Here is a 15,415-nt window from a genome sequence, read left to right on the forward strand (position 1 = left end):
GAAGCGCGATAGCGTAATGCACCGATTTAATAATAGGGGTGAATGGTGCTAATCTGGGGATTTTGTGGTAAAAAAGCGGAGATTTGTTCGATTCCGTCTTGATTGGGAGTGAGAATAACGGTGGCGACTTCTGGAATTACTCCAGCTTGGAGACTTTGATAATCGCTAACACCAGCATCGAGGAAAACTACGGTAGCGGTTAAACCCTGATTTCTCACACTATCCACCTGATTAGCTTGACTCAAGCCATCAGATTGAGCAAAATTGAACAAAACATCGTCAACAGCAGGAAGGCTCGGCAAAAGAGAAGAAGTGATGATATTAACCTCAAGGGATGACTGCGACTATTTTGTGCAAACAATCGCCAATTTTTCAAGACCCCTGTAACATCAATTAACATTTATACAGAAAACGGGTTTCTTCGAGAAACCCGTTTTCTCGATAATATTCACGATAACCCTATTATGCCTAAGATCTACCGTCTTGCCCAAGGTCATTTAAACCTATTGGAAACCTGTCCACCCAGATTTCAAAAAGTCTATCTAGAGGAACTTAACACACCGGCTGACCCTGAACAATTGCAGCGGCAAGAATGGGGCAGTCAGTTTCACCTATTATTACAGCAGCGGGAATTAGGACTGCCGATCGCATCTTTATTACGGGAAAATGAACAGTTAGAACATTGTTTAACGGCCCTATTAAAGGCTGCCCCGGCAATTGCCCAAAATCCGGGAGAAACCAATCGAGAAGCGGAACATTGTCGCAGTTTAACTGTGGGTAATTATTTATTAACGGTTATCTATGATTTAATTTTATTAGAGAGCGATCGAGCGGTAATTTTTGACTGGAAAACCTACTTAAAACCTATCGATGCTGACCAACTAGCCAAAAATTGGCAGACGAGACTTTATCTGTATGTGTTGGCAGAAACTTCTGCTTATCCTCTTGATAGTTTATCGATGACCTATTGGTTTGTGCAGTTACCCCGCAGCCCCGAACAAATTACTTTTAACTATAATCGGAAACTACACCAACAGACAGGGCGAGATTTACGCCGTTTATTGAAGGATCTCGATCGCTATCTATCAGCATACCAAAATGATTTAGTTGATTTTCCCCATCGTCCCGATTGTCAGCTTCATTGTCCCTATTATCTTAGACAAGAGCGATCGGACCCAATAGACTTACCCTCGATCGAGGATATCCCTGAAATCAATCCTTTTGTCTAAATCAGTTATCAGTTATCAGTTATCAGTGATCAGTGATCGGATCTAAGTAGCTGGTTATAATTAAATTAAAAATGGATTTTGCCTTTAATCCCCCCTTGATAAGGGGGGTATCTGATAATTTTTAACGCCTACCTACTTAAGTTTTAAGTTAGTTAGTTAGTTAGTTATAGCACTTTTCACGTTACTGAGGTATCGACAAGTTTTGCCAACAAAGGGTTTAATATCCTTGCCCATACCTCATTCTGATGAAAACTGCTATATTTATCTTCATCTTTATCCCTGTTTACTGTTTACTGATAACTGATCACTGATCACTGATCACTGATTACTGACAATTCTCCTTCTCCGCCGCGTTAACCATAGTCGATAATAATAAAAGACAGATCGATCGCTTGCGCTCATGACCGGCAACCACTACCAAACCTTAGAAATCAGCCATAAATCGACCCCTGACGAGATTAAACGGGCCTATCGGCGTTTAGCCAGACAATTCCATCCCGATAGTCAAAACGATAGTGCCAGTCACGATAAAATCGTCGCTATTAACGCCGCCTACGAGATTTTAAGCGATCCGAGGCTAAGAAAGGACTATGATAACCAACTAATCGCCAATTTTCCCGAAAAACGCGGCCAACGCACTGCCACTGCCCAAGCAAATTACCATCGTTACAAAGAGGCAGTCCAGGAAGACGAGGCCCTGGTGAAACAGTGGTATAACCAGACCTATAGCCCGATTAATCGTCTGATCGGTCAAATTATCCGGCCTCTCAAAGGTCAGATCGATCACCTATCCGCCGATCCCTTCGATGATCAGTTAATGGCTGTTTTTCAAGACTATCTAGAAACCTGTCGCCAAAATCTCGATCGAGCCAAAACCCTCTTTTGCCAACGGCCCAACCCTGCCAAAATGGCCAAAGTGGCCGCTTCTCTTTACTACTGTCTCAATCATCTCACTGATGGACTAGAAGAATTAGAAACCTTTACCCTTAACTACGATGATCGCTCTCTCCACACCGGTCAAGAAATGTTTCGCATGGCCCAGCGTTTACAGGTAGAAGCTAAACAGATAGCCAGTCAGTGCCAAAATTAAATCTCTAGCCATGGGCAAAAAAAAAGACGAAAATAGATCAAGACCAGATTTACCCAACCCTAGCTTAACCCCGATGAGAGACAAACAATCAGAAATTACCAATATATCCACCCCTAGAGATTCTGATCTTTATTCCTTGCCTCCGGCCGTCCAACGGGCTGCTAATATCCTTTTACGTCAGGGAAGAATCGGTTTTTGGACGCAGATTGTCCTGGGCGTAATTTCAGGGGTTTTATTACTCATTGCTACCGCTAGTTTATTAGGGACGAGACAACGCACTTCTGGCATTGAAATCGGTGTTTTATGTGCCATTGGTGGGGCTGGTTTCTTGGTGGTCGCCATTTTCTTTTCCTCTCGTTACATGAAAATTGCCCGTCAAATGTTGAGGGGTGATCAAGATAGTCGCCCGAAAAAATCCGATACTATTCAGTTAATCCGTCAGGGTTTAATCGCTAATATTATCGGGATGTTTTTAACGATTTTGGGAGCGCAAGCGTTAGCGGGAATCGTCTTAATTAAATCCCTCAATGTTCCCCAAGGTACTTTTAATGTTGCCTCTAACCCCAGTCAATTTGTTAATTCGGTTGATCTGTTAATTGTGCAGGCTAATACTAATACAATTCTCGCTCACTTTACTGGTATCGTTACTTCTTTGTGGCTTCTTAATCGTATTACTTCTAAATAAATATGGCCATGCAACGCACCCGTTTAAGTACGCTGGCTAATGTCACCAGCAGTCGATTTAATAGCTTTTTTGGTAATCCTTGGCGGCGGATTTCCCTACAGATAATTTGTGTTTTATTTGGAATTTTTTCTGGTCAAGCAATTGTCACCACTGCTGGACAAACTGCTCAATGGGATGTCACAGCTGCTGGTTTATTAGTGCTGTTTACGGAGGCGATTAGCCGGATTGTTTACCGAAAAAGTTCTCAGGCTAAACCCGCACCGATTCTGCGAGAATCTTTCAATTTACTCAAAATTGGTATCACCTATAGTTTGTTTCTAGAAGCCTTTAAAATTGGCTCTTAAATAGGGTTTGCTGAAAATGTTTCTTGGTGGGGTGAGGATTCAGGAGCCAGTAGGGGAAGGTGGAAACCTTGCCCTTAAGTGCCGACCGGCAGCGAGCGATCGTAGCCAGCCTAGACAGAACTAATGTATTAGTTAAGCTGCCCAACGATACCCTTACTCCATGGCGCTTCTCAGGAAAATAAGGATTTCAGACGTTCATTCTCATTAGTACATTAAAATTACCCAGCTTTAGCATAGGCTCTGTAAGACTTTTAGCCATGGCTAATATATTCATACGGGAGAAGTTCAGTTATAATTAAATTACCAAATTATATTTAGGGCAAATTTTTTTAATCATCATGCCACAACAATCCTTAATCACTAAAACCCTGACAGCGCAAGCCATTACCCCCCCCGCACAAAATAGTTTAAATGTCAAGCTTTTTAGAAAAATACTTTTATTGTCTCCCCTGTTGTTTTGGGAATTATTGGGTTTAGAAGTTAGCTCAGTTAAAGCAGTAGAAAACCTACAATGTCCCGTTATTTCTAGGGAAGAAGTTGATACTAATGCTCTTAAAAGAGAAATTGCTAATTATTCAGCCACTCTGCGAGTCTATCCTAGCGATCTGGGTACGATTAAACTTTATCTTCAACGGGGAATGGCCCGAGAAAAAATCAACGATCAAAACGGTGCGATCGATGATTTCAGTCAATACATTTGGTATAGTAATTATAATGCTCCCGCCTTCAAAGATCGACAGTTACTAGCTCAAGCCTATTATCAAAGAGGTGTGTTAAAGTTAGCCATGGTGATTGAGGGAGAAAAAACCCCTATAGCCGCCGAGGAAATCCCTGTTATTGAGGAAAAAACCCCTATAGTTGAGGAAATCCCTGTTATTGAGGAAGAAACACCCTTGATTGAGCGAGAAAGCCGAATCAAGGATCAGCATCAGCTAAAATTATTAGAAGCTGCTCGCTCAGATTTTCAGCAAGCCTTTAAGTATAATCCCAATAAAAGCGAAGTTTACTTTAACCTAGCAATTATTGCGTCTTTGCTCAATCATCAATCCTTGGCTTTAGATTATTACCAGCGTTTCATTGGTTATGAAACTGAAGATTATCGCGGCTATTATCATCGAGGACAGCTATACTCTCAGTGGGGAAATTATGCAGAGGCTATCAAAGATTATGATCTGGCTATTTTATACAAACCCGATCTAATTGAAGGCTATTATAATCGGGCTATAGCTTTAGAAAAGATAGGGGGAAAACGAGAGGCTTTTAAGGATTATAAAATCGTTTTAAAATGCTCACCCAAACTATTTTTAGCCAAGAATGCTCCTAGCAGTTATCAAAACCGTGCCAGAGTACAACTTGAAATCGCTGACGAGGAAGTAGAATTAGCCAATTTATCTTCTAATTCCCCCCAAGGATATCAAACAGCGATCGAGTATTATAATGGAGCCATCAAAGATCTAGCACTTGTCATTCGTATTAATCCCAACTACGATAAAATTCCCCATTCTAGAGCATTTCTTAAACGGGGTTATGCTCACCTAAGACTCAACAATAATCAAGGGGCAATTCAAGATTATAACCAAGCAATTTATCTGCAACCCCAAGACGCAAAAGCCTATGTATATCGTGGGTTAATGCGAGCCAATAAATATCAAGAATACGCAGGAGCTTTAGAGGATTTTACTGCGGCAGTGGCACGAAATCGTCATGATGCAGCCGCTAACTATCATCGGGGGTTAGTGCTGTATAAATTGGGGCGTTATCAGGAGGCAGTAGATAATTATAATATTGCCTTAGCCCAAGATGATGGGATTAATACACCTAGTTTTACTTCTCGATCTGTCTGTAGCGAAAATATCCGAGAATCTGCCGACAGAAATTATTTTTATAACTCCAGAGAAACCGATTTTCGTCCTAATTATAATGTCTCTTGTCATGCTCAAGCCCGGGGAGATGCTTATTTTGCTCTGAAAAATTTTGCTGCGGCCGAAAGAGATTATACTACTTATATAGTTGCCCATCCTAACGATCCAGAAGGGTATCATAAACGGGCTAATGCGCGTTTTGAAAAAGGGGATAAACAGGGAGCGATCGAGGATTATAATGTATTCCTACAAAAAGTCCGTGATGCGAGAATTTTCTATAGTCGTGGTAATAGTAGCGCTGACGTGGGAGATGACCAAGGAGCGATTGCAGATTACCTGCAATCTTTGAGCATTAATCCTATCGATGTGACAGCGTATAGTAATCGGGGAAATGCACGCACTGATACCGCTACTATTCCCGATAATGTACAAGTAACACCGAGAATATCGGAGAATCCGATCGCCTATAATAATCGTGGTATTATTCGACGACAAACTGGGGACAAGGAGGGTGCTTTAGAGGATTTAGATAAGGCAGTTAGCTTGAATTCCAATAATCCGATCGCCTATAATAACCGGGGAGTTATTCGCTTTGATTTGGGAGATAATGCCAGTGCTTTGGAGGATTTAAATATGGCTATTTCTCTCCAGTCTAACTATGCTGAAGCTTACTATAATCGAGGTTTAGTTAAGGAAAAAATGGGCGATAAGAAGGCAGCGATCGCTGATTATCAATTAGCAATTACTTATCAGCCAAATTATGGCGAAGCTTATTATAATTTGGCGCTTGCCACCTACGACGATAAAAATCCTAGTAGTCGAGTAGCGAGCCTTAACTATTTGCAAAAAGCCGCTAATGCTTTGATAAAAACTGGTAATTTAGAACTTTATGAACGCGCGGTAGAATGGATGTTAAAAATGCAGTAATTTCTCGAAAAAATAAGCTCATTTTTGACAAAGACTTCAAGACTTGGCTATTTCAAGCCTTCAAAGAGCGGGGGAGTCTCTTATTGCCGATCAATTAGCCGCTAATCATCATACAAGGTTGGGTTGACGTAAGGAAACCCAACAATACACCCAAGGAAACCCAACAAAAAGATTCAGACAGATTTAGGTGTTGGGTGTTGGGTTTCGCTTTTCCTGAGAATTGAGAGGTTTTCTTTAACCTATTTATTCGCTCAAACCAACCTACGGACTCTAATTTTTACTCATTTCTTGGCGAATCATGCTGATTAGTTTTTGAGCTTTTTGATAACCTGCTTCATTCCCTTGTTGACGATATAATTCTGAGGCTTTTTCGGCATCAGCAAGGGCTTTTGGAAAGTCTCTTGTCAAAGCATAAACAAACCCCCGATTGTAGTAAGCCATAGCATAATTAGGATTAATTTCAATAGCTTTGCTGTAGTCAGAGAGGGCTAAATCGTATTTCTGCTGGTTATAGTAAAGAACCCCCCGATTGATGTAAGCATAAGCATAATTAGGATTAATTTCAATAGCTTTGCTGTAGTCAGCTAAAGCTAAATCGTATTTTTTTTGGAGACGGTAAAGCTCCCCCCGATTGTAGTAAGCCACAGCATAATTAGAATCAAGTTCAATGGCTTTGCTGTAGTCAGCTAAAGCTAATTCGTATTTCTGCAAGTCAGAGTAAAGATTCCCCCGATTGTAGTAAGCATTAGCATAATTAGGATTAATGTCAATGGCTTTGCTGTAGTCAGCCAAAGCTAAATCGTATTTTTTTTGGAGACGGTAAAGATCCCCCCGAACGAAGTAAAAGTGACTAAAATTTGAATTAAGTTCAATAGCTTTGTTGAGGTCAGCCAAAGCTAAATCATATTTTTGTTGGCGATAGTAAAGAATCCCACGATAGAAGTAAGCCGAAAAAACATAACCAGAATTAAGTTCAATAGCTTTGTTGTAATCAGCTAAAGCTAATTCGTATTTCTGCAAGTCAGAGTAAAGATTCCCCCGACTGGCGTAAGCACCAGCATCATTAGGATTAATGTCAATAGCTTTGTTGTAATCAGCTAAAGCTAATTCGTATTTTTGTTGGCGACGGTAAAGATTCCCACGATTCTCGTAAGCCTTAGCAAAATTACGATTAAGGTCAATAGCTTTGTTGAAGTCAGAGAGGGCTAAATCGTATTTTTGTTGGTAAGAGTAAAGACCCCCACGATTCTCGTAAGCCTTAGCATCATTAGGATTAATGTCAATAGCTTTGTTGAAGTCAGCTAAAGCTAATTCGTATTTTTCTTGGAGACGGTAAAGAACCCCCCGCCCTCTATAATATAAACCATAATTAGGATTAAGTTCAATAGCTTTGTTGTGGTCATCTAAAGCTAAATCGTATTTTTGTTGGGAGGAATAGTGCAACGCTCGAACAGAGTAAGCCATAGCAAAATTAGGATTAAGTTCAATAGCTTTGTTGTAGTCATCTAATGCTAATTTGTATTTTTGTTGGAAGAAATAGTACTTCGCTCGAATCACATACCACAAAGCACGAGGAGCGAGATCAATTGCCTGATTAATCGCAGCTAATCCCTCATCATAGCGTTCTAAACTATCTAATACTGACCATTTTGTTATATAAGATCTAGGACTATTGGGAAACAGAGAAATCGCCTGATTAATCACGGTTAATGCTTGCTCATAATTTTCTCTGGCTTCTCTTTCTCTACCAGCACTTGTTGAGAAGCCACCTAAAACAGCATAAACATTACTTTGCAGTTGTAAAATACTACTGTGAAACTCCTTTAAATCTTCCCCTTTAGGTAAGGTATTAATCGCTTGTTGCAAAGCTTCTATAGCTGGTTGATATTTATCTAAAGCAAATAACGCTAATCCCTTCCCATACCAGGCTAAATAGACATTATCGGGGTCATTTTGCTTAATCGCCTCATCAAACGCCTTAATTGCTTCCTCAGACCTCCGTAACCGCCATAATTGTCCTCCCCTTTCTATCCAAATATCCGCCTTCGCATTGGTATTAGGGACAATAACACCAGTAATCGCTTGAATAATTTCTTGTTTTTGTTGCGGACTAACTTGGGGTTGAGCAGTGGTTAATAATTGCGGTTTTACCTTCAATCTTTCTTGCAATCCGATAAAAGTGCTAATGGGAATCCCCAAACTAAACCCTAACTGAATTTTCCCTCCCCCTGCTCCTTCCGAACGTCCATGAATCCCTATTACTTTCCCCTGAGAGTCTAAGACTGCACCACCACTCATTCCCCCAAATGTGATGCTAGTATAAACTAATTCATACCCTCCAGTTAAAGAACTGACACTTTTTAATACTGCCCCTTGTTCATTGCTTAAGTCACTTTGGCGGGTTAGTAGTAATCCCATTTCTTGATCTTTGATTCTACCTCCACTAAACAACCATTTCGAGGGATTTTGTCCAATTTTGGCGAAGCCTGCGGCAAAAACAAAATCATCGGTATTTGGGTTATAATTCGCTATTTCCGCAACGGGATAATTGTCCAGGCTTTCAAACTGAAAAACTGCTAAATCTACCCCTTCCTGCCGAATGATGGTGCTTTTCTCGATGTTTCGAGTTTTGCCGTCGCTGGTGACGACGGTGTAGGTGTGATCGGGACAAGGTTTACTTGCAGCATCTTGACTTTCTTCCTTGTTCTCACATAATACATGGTCTGCGGTTAAAACTGTGTAAATATTGCCTTTTTTAGCAATAATTACGCCACTTCCATTGGCTTTACTGCTACTATCAATCCGCACGGTGAAACCCTTCGCTTTCGTTTCTAATTCGGCGATATAGCCAGTATAGGCGGTGGTTTCTATATCGGGGTTCACCTGCGGTAGGGGCAGGTTATAGGCGCTGAGGATTTCAGGCCGGATGTAGGTTAATAGGGTATGAAGGGAAATGCCCCAGTTAACCGCTCTCATCTGTTGGATTTCTGCGTCTGTGGGTTTTGTACCGTCTTCGTAGATGTAGTTAGAGAGAATCGGATGGGCCGATCGCCCGTTAATGCCGATTAACTCATCCTCGAAAAAGATACCACCGCCACTCATTCCCTGCACGATATCGCCACTATAACCGACGCTGTAGCCCTCCCGGAGGGGTCGATCGCTTGTTTGTTCAATTTTCCCGTTATCGGTGGTGTACTGCCCCGTTTCTGCGGAATAACCGGTTACAGTGATATCTAGTTCCGCATCCGGGGAAATGGCGCGAATTTTAGCGATCGGATAATCCCTGGTATCGCTAAACTCCACGAGGGCCAGATCCTTATCTTTTAAAAGGGAATTCGGCGCGATCGAGGCTGTGCGGGTTTGGCCGTCGTGGGTTTGGATCTGTAGGGTGGTCGCGCCGCGGGTAACGTGAGCGTTGGTCAAAACGAGATATATACTGCCTTTTTTCCCGATAATGATTCCCGATCCCCGATTTATCTCGCTAGTAATCTTAACGGTGACTTGACGGATCGATCGCTCGATCTGCGCGTTTGGGCTGTCTTCCGCCACGATCGCCGGAGCAGAGAAAGGGGATATCGCTTTAACCGGTACGACGGGCAGAAGTAGGAGGCTTAGGAGTAGGGGAAAGGGTTTCAACATGGTTATTATGGGGAAATTCGGGGTAAAACAGCGAAAATTCTAGCGGGTGGGAACGCAATTATTTTGCGGGCCAGCAGATCTCGTACCACAGGGTGCGTCGCGATCGGCGAGTGGTGCTTTGGCGAAAAACTCCGTCATCGAGATATAGGTTTTATCTCCGGAATTCTGGAGGAGCATATCCGAGCTTTTCCCCTCTAGGATGTCCATGAGTTGTTGCAAGACTAAATCTGGATTGTCGTGGGGTTTAAGGGTAAAAAGTTGGCTATTACCATCGCAGGGATCGCCGGATCGTGAAACGCTGCAGATGATCGGGTATCCCTTCGCCCGGCCGGTGGTGAGATAGTTAAAACGCCCTTGATTATAGGCTTCCTGGAATTTTTTCGTGACTTCCTCGCAACGAACCGGGGAACGTTTGGAGAAATATTCCGATTTCCAGCCGATAATCCGCACATTGCCGCTCCTTTGGGGAATCCAAGCCAGGGTAGCGGGTATTTTTCCTCCCGATGCGCGATCGAACACCTCTTTACAGAAGAAGGTGACGCCATTCGGGGTGGTCGATTGGCTGAAACCGGGGGCGATACCACCGAGGAGGACAGTGGCGAGGAGGCCGACGCAAGCGAGACGGTGGGAAATATGTCTAGAGTTCATAGGGATAGTTCCTCAGAAAATAGGGATTAGAATCGTGATTAGGGTCAAAATGGGATTATTTAAGGGTTAGCGGCGGCGTTGAGGGTGTAGCGACCCGATTCACCCCCTTCGCGAGAGGTAGCCACTAGGATATAAACTCCATCGGCGGGTAATTCGGTTACGAGTCGAGCGTTAAAATCCCCGGGAGCGCGATCGACACGCTGGTTACTACGGGCGACCTGTGGGTATTTTGTCCCCTCGGAAGATTGGAGAACGCGATAGAGGACAAGATAGGGAGCGATCTCGTTGCTGTTCATATCCAGAACGATTTTCTGTCCGGCACGACCCTCGAACCCGTAATATTGCTCGTTTTGGTCTTTGGTCAAGTTGCCTTGAACGGTCTGACCGTTAAGAGGGAGGGCGAGTAACTGTATCCGATCGTCCTGTCCTAATGTTGAGACGGTGGAGACATCACCTGTTTTAACTGCGGTGAGGAAAGCTTGCAGGCGATCGAGGGAAACGGCGAAATTAATGCCGCTCTGGGTAAGGCCGATCGGGTTTCCCGCACCGTCGTAAACGTAACTCCCGATATCGCCCGCGACGTTAACCCCCACCACTTCCCCCCGTGAATTCAAAAGCGGCCCGCCGGAATTGCCTTTGTTGATATTAGCGTTGTGTTGCACAATGCCTTTTTCGGGGTCGAGACGGCTGATAATGCCCTGGGTGAGGGTGTTTTGATAGTCCTCGTTTAAGGGTGTGCCGATGGCGAAAACGCTTTCGCCGACTTTGGCGGAGTTCGGACGGGCGAGGGGAAGATAGGGCAGGTTTTGGCGGTTATAAATCCGCAGGACGGCCAGATCCACGCCATTTTTAGCGAAGCCGATCACGTCTGCCGAGGCCTGCTGTCCGTTGGAAAATTTCACCGTCACCACCCGGGGGCCGTCCGCAACAACGTGGGCGTTGGTAATGATGATACCGTCGGGACTGACCAGAAAGCCGCTACCGTGGCCGCTGCCATTTTTGACGGTGACGACGGCGGGGCTGGCTTTCTGATAGACTCTAGAAGCGGTCTGCTCCTGCGCGAGGATGGGTGGAATGTTTTCCATCAGGAAGCCTCCTGGTTGAACGAGTAGGCCAGTGGTGGCCAGTAGCACCGATAGGGTGAAAGTAATTGGTTTCATCGGGTTGGCTCCTCTTTAGTCGGGGGATACTTGCAAGTATGTTATCGTTGGTTTTTTTCCAATTATGCGATCAAGTTTTAAGTCCTCAGATTGCTTTTTTTACAAAAGTTTAGAGGGGGAGAGCGATCGCTATCCCTTGCAACTTACGCACCTATCTGCCGTAGTGCTTCTATGGCGCTGTTGTACATTTCTGTGTTTCCCTGCTGGCGAAATAATTCGGCGGCCGTTGTTAGATCGGCGATCGCATTTTGTCTCTGGTTAAATGCGAGATGGACGTATCCGCGGAAATGGTAAGCGTAGGCAGCGCGGGGGTTTAGTCGGATCGCGGTGTTCAGGTCTTGAAACGCCGGCCGCCATTGTTCGCGAATCGTGTAAATCATGCCCCGACCGAGGTAAGCTTCGGTATAGTCTGGATCGAGTTCGATCGCTCTGGTGAATTGAGCGAGGGCGAGATCATATTTTTCCTGTTGGATGTAGTTAATTCCCCGGTTAAAGTGGGCGATCGCTTCTTTGTAGTTCGCTTGAGCGATCCGGGTTTCGGCTGGTTGTCGGCTTTCTAGGGCCATAACGGGGCGAACAGTGGCGAGGGTGGAGAGGCCGATTAGGCTGACGGTGGTGAGAAGGGCAAAGGATTTCATGGGTAGTGCCTCGGTGAGGGTGATTTGAGCTTCTACCTAATTCATCGGTTGCTTTTTTGGGAATATGCAGGATAGGGCGATCAATTTTTTTTCCTTTCGGGTACAAAAGGAAAAAGCGCGGCAATCGGCATCGCTTTGTTATCATTTAGTGAAAAATACTTGTTTTTTTTGATGCAATATGGTAAGCAAATCCCCGACGATTACTGATGCGGAATTAATTCGCCTCAGTTGTCAGAACCCGGAATTAGGCTTTGAACGCAATGCAGATGGAACGTTAGTCACTATGCCCCCGATCGGAAGTATTTCAGCGAATCGAGAACTGAAAGCCGGCGCTCGCCTGCTCTACTGGGTCGAACAGAACGGGTTAGGAGAGGTATTTAGTTCTAGCGGCGGTTTTAAACTGGCCAATAGCGCGGTACGCTCTCCCGATGTGGCTTTCGTGGCGAGAGAACGTTTACCGTCCGGTTGGCAGGAAAGGGAGGATGAATTTCTCGATCTCGCGCCGGATTTCGTGATCGAGATCCGTTCTAAAACCGATAGTTTATCCAAGTTAAAGCGGAAAATGGAGGAGTATCGGGAGAACGGGGTGAAGTTAGGATGGTTGATTGATCGCCACAATAAACAGGCTTTCGTCTACCGTCAGGACGGGACGATTACCTGTTATCCCGAGAACGCGATTTTAAGCGGGGAAGATGTGGTTCCGGGGTTCACCCTAGCGCTAGAAATCTTGCTGTAAGATCGATCGCTTTTTTCGGGGTGAGATTCAAAATCGATCGAGTATCTAGACCGCGCCTAATTGCCGTAGGAATTGCAGGGCTTTTTCGCGTGCTGGCGCGTTCCCTTGCTGGCGGAACAGTTCGGCGGCTTGTCGGAAATCCTCGATCGCTTTTTCCTTGTCTAGCCGATAGACGTAAGGAAACCCAACAATAGACCCAAGGAAACCCAACAAAAAGGAAACCCAACAATACACCCAAGGAAACCCAACAAAAAGATTCAGACAGATTTAGGTTTTGGGTGTTGGGTTTCGCTTTCCCTGAGAATTGAGAGGTTTTCTTCAACATATTTATTCGCTCAACCCAACCTAGGAACTACGGGCGCTCACTACTTAATTTAATCACTTGTTGCTCAGGAAATTTAAGGGTAAGTTCCCATTCTCCCCCTAATTCCCTCATCATACGGGTTAAATTTTCTAGGGTAAGATGTTGTTTTAAATCATCCGATTTTGCTGAGAAACAGGGCTGTTCACTTTCGCTTTCCGTGATTTCTTCAGAAGAAAGTCCTAGGCGTTGAAGAAGTTCATCAATGATTTGCATTTCTTGTAAAAGCTCTTGGGTTTTAGCTTCAATTTTTGCCCTTCTTTTAGAGGGCAGTTTATCCATTTCTTCATCAAAGGTAATCATAGATTTTGCTCCGTTAAGGTTTTTAAATAGGCTTCAAATCTTTTTTCAGCGATGGGAATGTTTTTTTCATACCATCTTTTATCGCCAGTTTTATTTCCTCCTACTAGCATGATAGCTTGACGGATAGGATCGAAAGCAAAAAGCACTCGCCAAGGTTGTCCTTGATGCTGTACTCGCAATTCTTTAAGGTTAGGGTAACGACTGCCTTGAAGAGTGTCAACATAAGGTCGTCCTAACAAGGGTCCTTTTTGTTTAAGTAGCCCAATATAAGCCAAGATTGAATCTTGTACAGTTTCTTCTTGTTCGTATAGCCAATCTCGAAAGGCTTCATCAAAGATAATATTCTATTCCATCTTTTTTTCTCCTAATTTTTACTCATTTCTTGGCGAATGATGCTGATTAGTTTTTGAGCTTTTTGATAACCTGCTTCATTCCCTTGTTCTAGGTCAATTTTTGCTTTTTCGGTTTGTCGTAATATGGCATATAAAACACCACGACTACGGACTATAGTAATCATAGCAATTATCGTCGATTGGGTTGACGTAAGGAAACCCAACAAAAAGATTCAGACGGATTTAGGTGTTGGGTGTTGGGTTTCGCTTTCCCTGAGAATTGAGAGGTTTTCTTTAACATATTTATTCGCTCAAACCAAGCTAGGGACTGCACCTAGTTTTTTACACACAATTCCTGATGGTTTAAAATAGCTTCTGATACCTCAATGAGCAGAAAAGCGATCGCATCTTGATGATCCGCGTCGGTTAAAATGGTTTCGAGCGTGCTAGGGGTGGGAATTTCGTCCCCATCTGCCAACATGAAGGAAATATGACCTTTTAAGGCTTCAGTTGCCATTTTTTTCGCTTCTTCGATGGTTTCTCCTGCACTAATACAACCCGGAAAGTCATAAAATTGTACCCCATAATCACTATGGTTATCTTTATGAACGGTGGCTAAATAAGTAATCATTTATTTCTCCTTTATCGTAATTTAATACCGGCTTGTTTTTCGATACTGATTAGGGTTTTAAGGGGAATATCCTTTTTAGGGTGAGGAACAGTCACTTTCCCTTTTTTATGGGGATGTTTAAAATGATGATGACTTCCTGTTGTACCTACTTGATACCATCCCTCATCCTTCAGTTTTTTGATAACTTCTCGACTTTCCATAATTGATGATTTCTATTTCACCCCCCTAATTGTTGTAAAATCTGCATCACCTTTTCATAAGTTGCCATATTATCCTGTTGGCGGAATAATATAGCTGCTTGTTGTAGATCAATTTTTGCTTTTTCGGATTGTCCTAATATGGCATATAAAAGACCACGATTGCCGTAAGCCTCAGCATAATTAGGATTAATTTCAATGGCTTTGGTGTAGTCAGAGAGGGCTAATTCGTATTTCTGCAAGTTATAGTAAAGAAGCCCCCGATTGACGTAAGCTTGAGCCAAATTAGGATTAATTTCAATGGCTTTGCTGTAGTCAGAGAGGGCTAATTCGTATTTCTGCTGGTAATAGTAAAGAAGCCCCCGATTGTAGTAAGCCATAGCATAATTAGGATTAATTTCAATGGCTTTGCTGTAGTCAGAGAGGGCTAATTCGTATTTCTGCAAGTCAGAGTAAAGAAGCCCCCGATTGTAGTAAGCCAGAGCAAAATTAGGATTAATTTTAATGGCTTTGCTGTAGTCAGAGAGGGCTAATTCGTATTTCTGCAAGTTATAGTAAAGATTCCCCCGATTGTAGTAAGCCTCAGCAAAATTAGGATTAATTTCAATAGCTTTGTTGAAGTCAGCTAAAGCT

General features: G+C 43.3%; 19 protein-coding genes. 8 read left to right on the forward strand and 11 right to left on the reverse strand.

The window, feature by feature from the left end:
- Positions 1-26: 26 nt before the first annotated feature.
- Entirely contained in the window at positions 27-317 is a 291-nt protein-coding gene (locus EWV68_RS19085; RefSeq protein ID WP_353806755.1) for a DUF4347 domain-containing protein, read from the reverse strand.
- A 147-nt stretch (positions 318-464) separates the two neighbouring features.
- Here EWV68_RS19085 and EWV68_RS19090 point away from each other — a divergent pair, with 147 nt between their 5' ends.
- The 6 genes from EWV68_RS19090 (at position 465) to EWV68_RS19115 (ending at position 6,137) form a co-directional block, all read left to right on the forward strand.
- On the forward strand, positions 465-1,229 hold the full coding sequence (locus EWV68_RS19090) for a PD-(D/E)XK nuclease family protein (protein WP_012264035.1): 765 nt from the start codon (positions 465-467) through the stop codon (positions 1,227-1,229).
- Positions 1,230-1,629: 400 nt separating this feature from the next.
- Positions 1,630-2,319: a J domain-containing protein gene (locus EWV68_RS19095; protein WP_002763029.1), complete on the forward strand. Its 690-nt coding sequence runs from the start codon at positions 1,630-1,632 to the stop codon at positions 2,317-2,319.
- A gap of 73 nt (positions 2,320-2,392) precedes the next feature.
- Positions 2,393-3,004, forward strand: coding sequence for a DUF3611 family protein (locus EWV68_RS19100; RefSeq protein WP_002800798.1), 612 nt, complete (start codon positions 2,393-2,395; stop codon positions 3,002-3,004).
- A gap of 2 nt (positions 3,005-3,006) precedes the next feature.
- Positions 3,007-3,348, forward strand: a complete 342-nt coding sequence (locus EWV68_RS19105; RefSeq protein ID WP_002763032.1) for a DUF565 domain-containing protein — start codon at positions 3,007-3,009, stop codon at positions 3,346-3,348.
- A 59-nt stretch (positions 3,349-3,407) separates the two neighbouring features.
- Positions 3,408-3,530 carry a hypothetical protein gene (locus EWV68_RS19110; RefSeq protein ID WP_260441208.1) on the forward strand — a complete coding sequence of 41 codons (123 nt, stop codon included), beginning with the start codon at positions 3,408-3,410 and terminating at the stop codon, positions 3,528-3,530.
- Between the two features lie 156 nt (positions 3,531-3,686).
- On the forward strand, positions 3,687-6,137 hold the full coding sequence (locus EWV68_RS19115) for a tetratricopeptide repeat protein (protein ID WP_287170732.1): 2,451 nt from the start codon (positions 3,687-3,689) through the stop codon (positions 6,135-6,137).
- 270 nt (positions 6,138-6,407) lie between these two features.
- Here EWV68_RS19115 and EWV68_RS19120 read toward each other — a convergent pair whose 3' ends face one another.
- The 4 genes from EWV68_RS19120 to EWV68_RS19135 form a co-directional block, all read right to left on the reverse strand.
- A complete protein-coding gene (locus tag EWV68_RS19120; RefSeq protein ID WP_287170733.1) occupies positions 6,408-9,776 on the reverse strand; it encodes a serine protease in 3,369 nt (1,122 codons plus the stop codon).
- Positions 9,777-9,815: 39 nt separating this feature from the next.
- Positions 9,816-10,424: a COP23 domain-containing protein gene (locus EWV68_RS19125; RefSeq protein ID WP_041803654.1), complete on the reverse strand. Its 609-nt coding sequence runs from the start codon at positions 10,422-10,424 to the stop codon at positions 9,816-9,818.
- A gap of 59 nt (positions 10,425-10,483) precedes the next feature.
- Positions 10,484-11,584: a S1C family serine protease gene (locus EWV68_RS19130; RefSeq protein WP_012264042.1), complete on the reverse strand. Its 1,101-nt coding sequence runs from the start codon at positions 11,582-11,584 to the stop codon at positions 10,484-10,486.
- 143 nt (positions 11,585-11,727) lie between these two features.
- Positions 11,728-12,222 carry a tetratricopeptide repeat protein gene (locus tag EWV68_RS19135; RefSeq protein ID WP_287170734.1) on the reverse strand — a complete coding sequence of 165 codons (495 nt, stop codon included), beginning with the start codon at positions 12,220-12,222 and terminating at the stop codon, positions 11,728-11,730.
- A gap of 178 nt (positions 12,223-12,400) precedes the next feature.
- On the opposite strand from EWV68_RS19135, the gene EWV68_RS19140 reads away from it, so the two are divergent.
- Complete coding sequence (locus tag EWV68_RS19140) at positions 12,401-12,958, forward strand: Uma2 family endonuclease (RefSeq protein WP_002763043.1); 558 nt, start codon at positions 12,401-12,403, stop codon at positions 12,956-12,958.
- A 20-nt stretch (positions 12,959-12,978) separates the two neighbouring features.
- Positions 12,979-13,152: a hypothetical protein gene (locus EWV68_RS19145; protein WP_155120266.1), complete on the forward strand. Its 174-nt coding sequence runs from the start codon at positions 12,979-12,981 to the stop codon at positions 13,150-13,152.
- A 158-nt stretch (positions 13,153-13,310) separates the two neighbouring features.
- Here EWV68_RS19145 and EWV68_RS19150 read toward each other — a convergent pair whose 3' ends face one another.
- The 6 genes from EWV68_RS19150 to EWV68_RS19175 all read right to left on the reverse strand — a co-directional run.
- Positions 13,311-13,622 (reverse strand): transcriptional regulator, encoded by a 312-nt coding sequence (locus EWV68_RS19150; RefSeq protein WP_190721696.1) that lies wholly within the window; start codon positions 13,620-13,622, stop codon positions 13,311-13,313.
- Positions 13,619-13,963: a type II toxin-antitoxin system RelE/ParE family toxin gene (locus EWV68_RS19155; RefSeq protein WP_192575978.1), complete on the reverse strand. Its 345-nt coding sequence runs from the start codon at positions 13,961-13,963 to the stop codon at positions 13,619-13,621. Before EWV68_RS19155 ends, EWV68_RS19150 begins: the two co-directional genes overlap by 4 nt.
- 23 nt (positions 13,964-13,986) lie before the next feature.
- Positions 13,987-14,139, reverse strand: a complete 153-nt coding sequence (locus EWV68_RS19160; protein ID WP_287170735.1) for a hypothetical protein — start codon at positions 14,137-14,139, stop codon at positions 13,987-13,989.
- Between the two features lie 149 nt (positions 14,140-14,288).
- Positions 14,289-14,585, reverse strand: a complete 297-nt coding sequence (locus EWV68_RS19165; protein WP_002763050.1) for a type II toxin-antitoxin system HicB family antitoxin — start codon at positions 14,583-14,585, stop codon at positions 14,289-14,291.
- 11 nt (positions 14,586-14,596) lie between these two features.
- Positions 14,597-14,785 (reverse strand): type II toxin-antitoxin system HicA family toxin, encoded by a 189-nt coding sequence (locus tag EWV68_RS19170; protein ID WP_287170736.1) that lies wholly within the window; start codon positions 14,783-14,785, stop codon positions 14,597-14,599.
- 17 nt (positions 14,786-14,802) lie between these two features.
- Positions 14,803-15,415, reverse strand: a 613-nt coding sequence (locus EWV68_RS19175) for a tetratricopeptide repeat protein (protein ID WP_287170737.1), incomplete at its 5' end; no start/stop codon positions are given.

The sequence above is a fragment of the Microcystis sp. M_QC_C_20170808_M9Col genome (genome assembly GCF_007095495.1).
Taxonomy (GTDB): domain Bacteria; phylum Cyanobacteriota; class Cyanobacteriia; order Cyanobacteriales; family Microcystaceae; genus Microcystis; species Microcystis aeruginosa.

Bases quoted from the DNA above. Each gene is read 5' to 3' on its own strand.
- EWV68_RS19090 (WP_012264035.1), top strand. From the start codon at position 465: ATGCCTAAGATCTACCGTCTTGCCCAAGGTCATTTAAACCTATTGGAA.
- EWV68_RS19095 (WP_002763029.1), top strand. From the start codon at position 1,630: ATGACCGGCAACCACTACCAAACCTTAGAAATCAGCCATAAATCGACC.
- EWV68_RS19100 (WP_002800798.1), top strand. From the start codon at position 2,393: ATGAGAGACAAACAATCAGAAATTACCAATATATCCACCCCTAGAGAT.
- EWV68_RS19105 (WP_002763032.1), top strand. From the start codon at position 3,007: ATGGCCATGCAACGCACCCGTTTAAGTACGCTGGCTAATGTCACCAGC.
- EWV68_RS19115 (WP_287170732.1), top strand. From the start codon at position 3,687: ATGCCACAACAATCCTTAATCACTAAAACCCTGACAGCGCAAGCCATT.
- EWV68_RS19120 (WP_287170733.1), bottom strand. From the start codon at position 9,776: ATGTTGAAACCCTTTCCCCTACTCCTAAGCCTCCTACTTCTGCCCGTC.
- EWV68_RS19125 (WP_041803654.1), bottom strand. From the start codon at position 10,424: ATGAACTCTAGACATATTTCCCACCGTCTCGCTTGCGTCGGCCTCCTC.
- EWV68_RS19130 (WP_012264042.1), bottom strand. From the start codon at position 11,584: ATGAAACCAATTACTTTCACCCTATCGGTGCTACTGGCCACCACTGGC.
- EWV68_RS19135 (WP_287170734.1), bottom strand. From the start codon at position 12,222: ATGAAATCCTTTGCCCTTCTCACCACCGTCAGCCTAATCGGCCTCTCC.
- EWV68_RS19140 (WP_002763043.1), top strand. From the start codon at position 12,401: ATGGTAAGCAAATCCCCGACGATTACTGATGCGGAATTAATTCGCCTC.
- EWV68_RS19150 (WP_190721696.1), bottom strand. From the start codon at position 13,622: ATGATTACCTTTGATGAAGAAATGGATAAACTGCCCTCTAAAAGAAGG.
- EWV68_RS19160 (WP_287170735.1), bottom strand. From the start codon at position 14,139: ATGATTACTATAGTCCGTAGTCGTGGTGTTTTATATGCCATATTACGA.
- EWV68_RS19165 (WP_002763050.1), bottom strand. From the start codon at position 14,585: ATGATTACTTATTTAGCCACCGTTCATAAAGATAACCATAGTGATTAT.
- EWV68_RS19170 (WP_287170736.1), bottom strand. From the start codon at position 14,785: ATGGAAAGTCGAGAAGTTATCAAAAAACTGAAGGATGAGGGATGGTAT.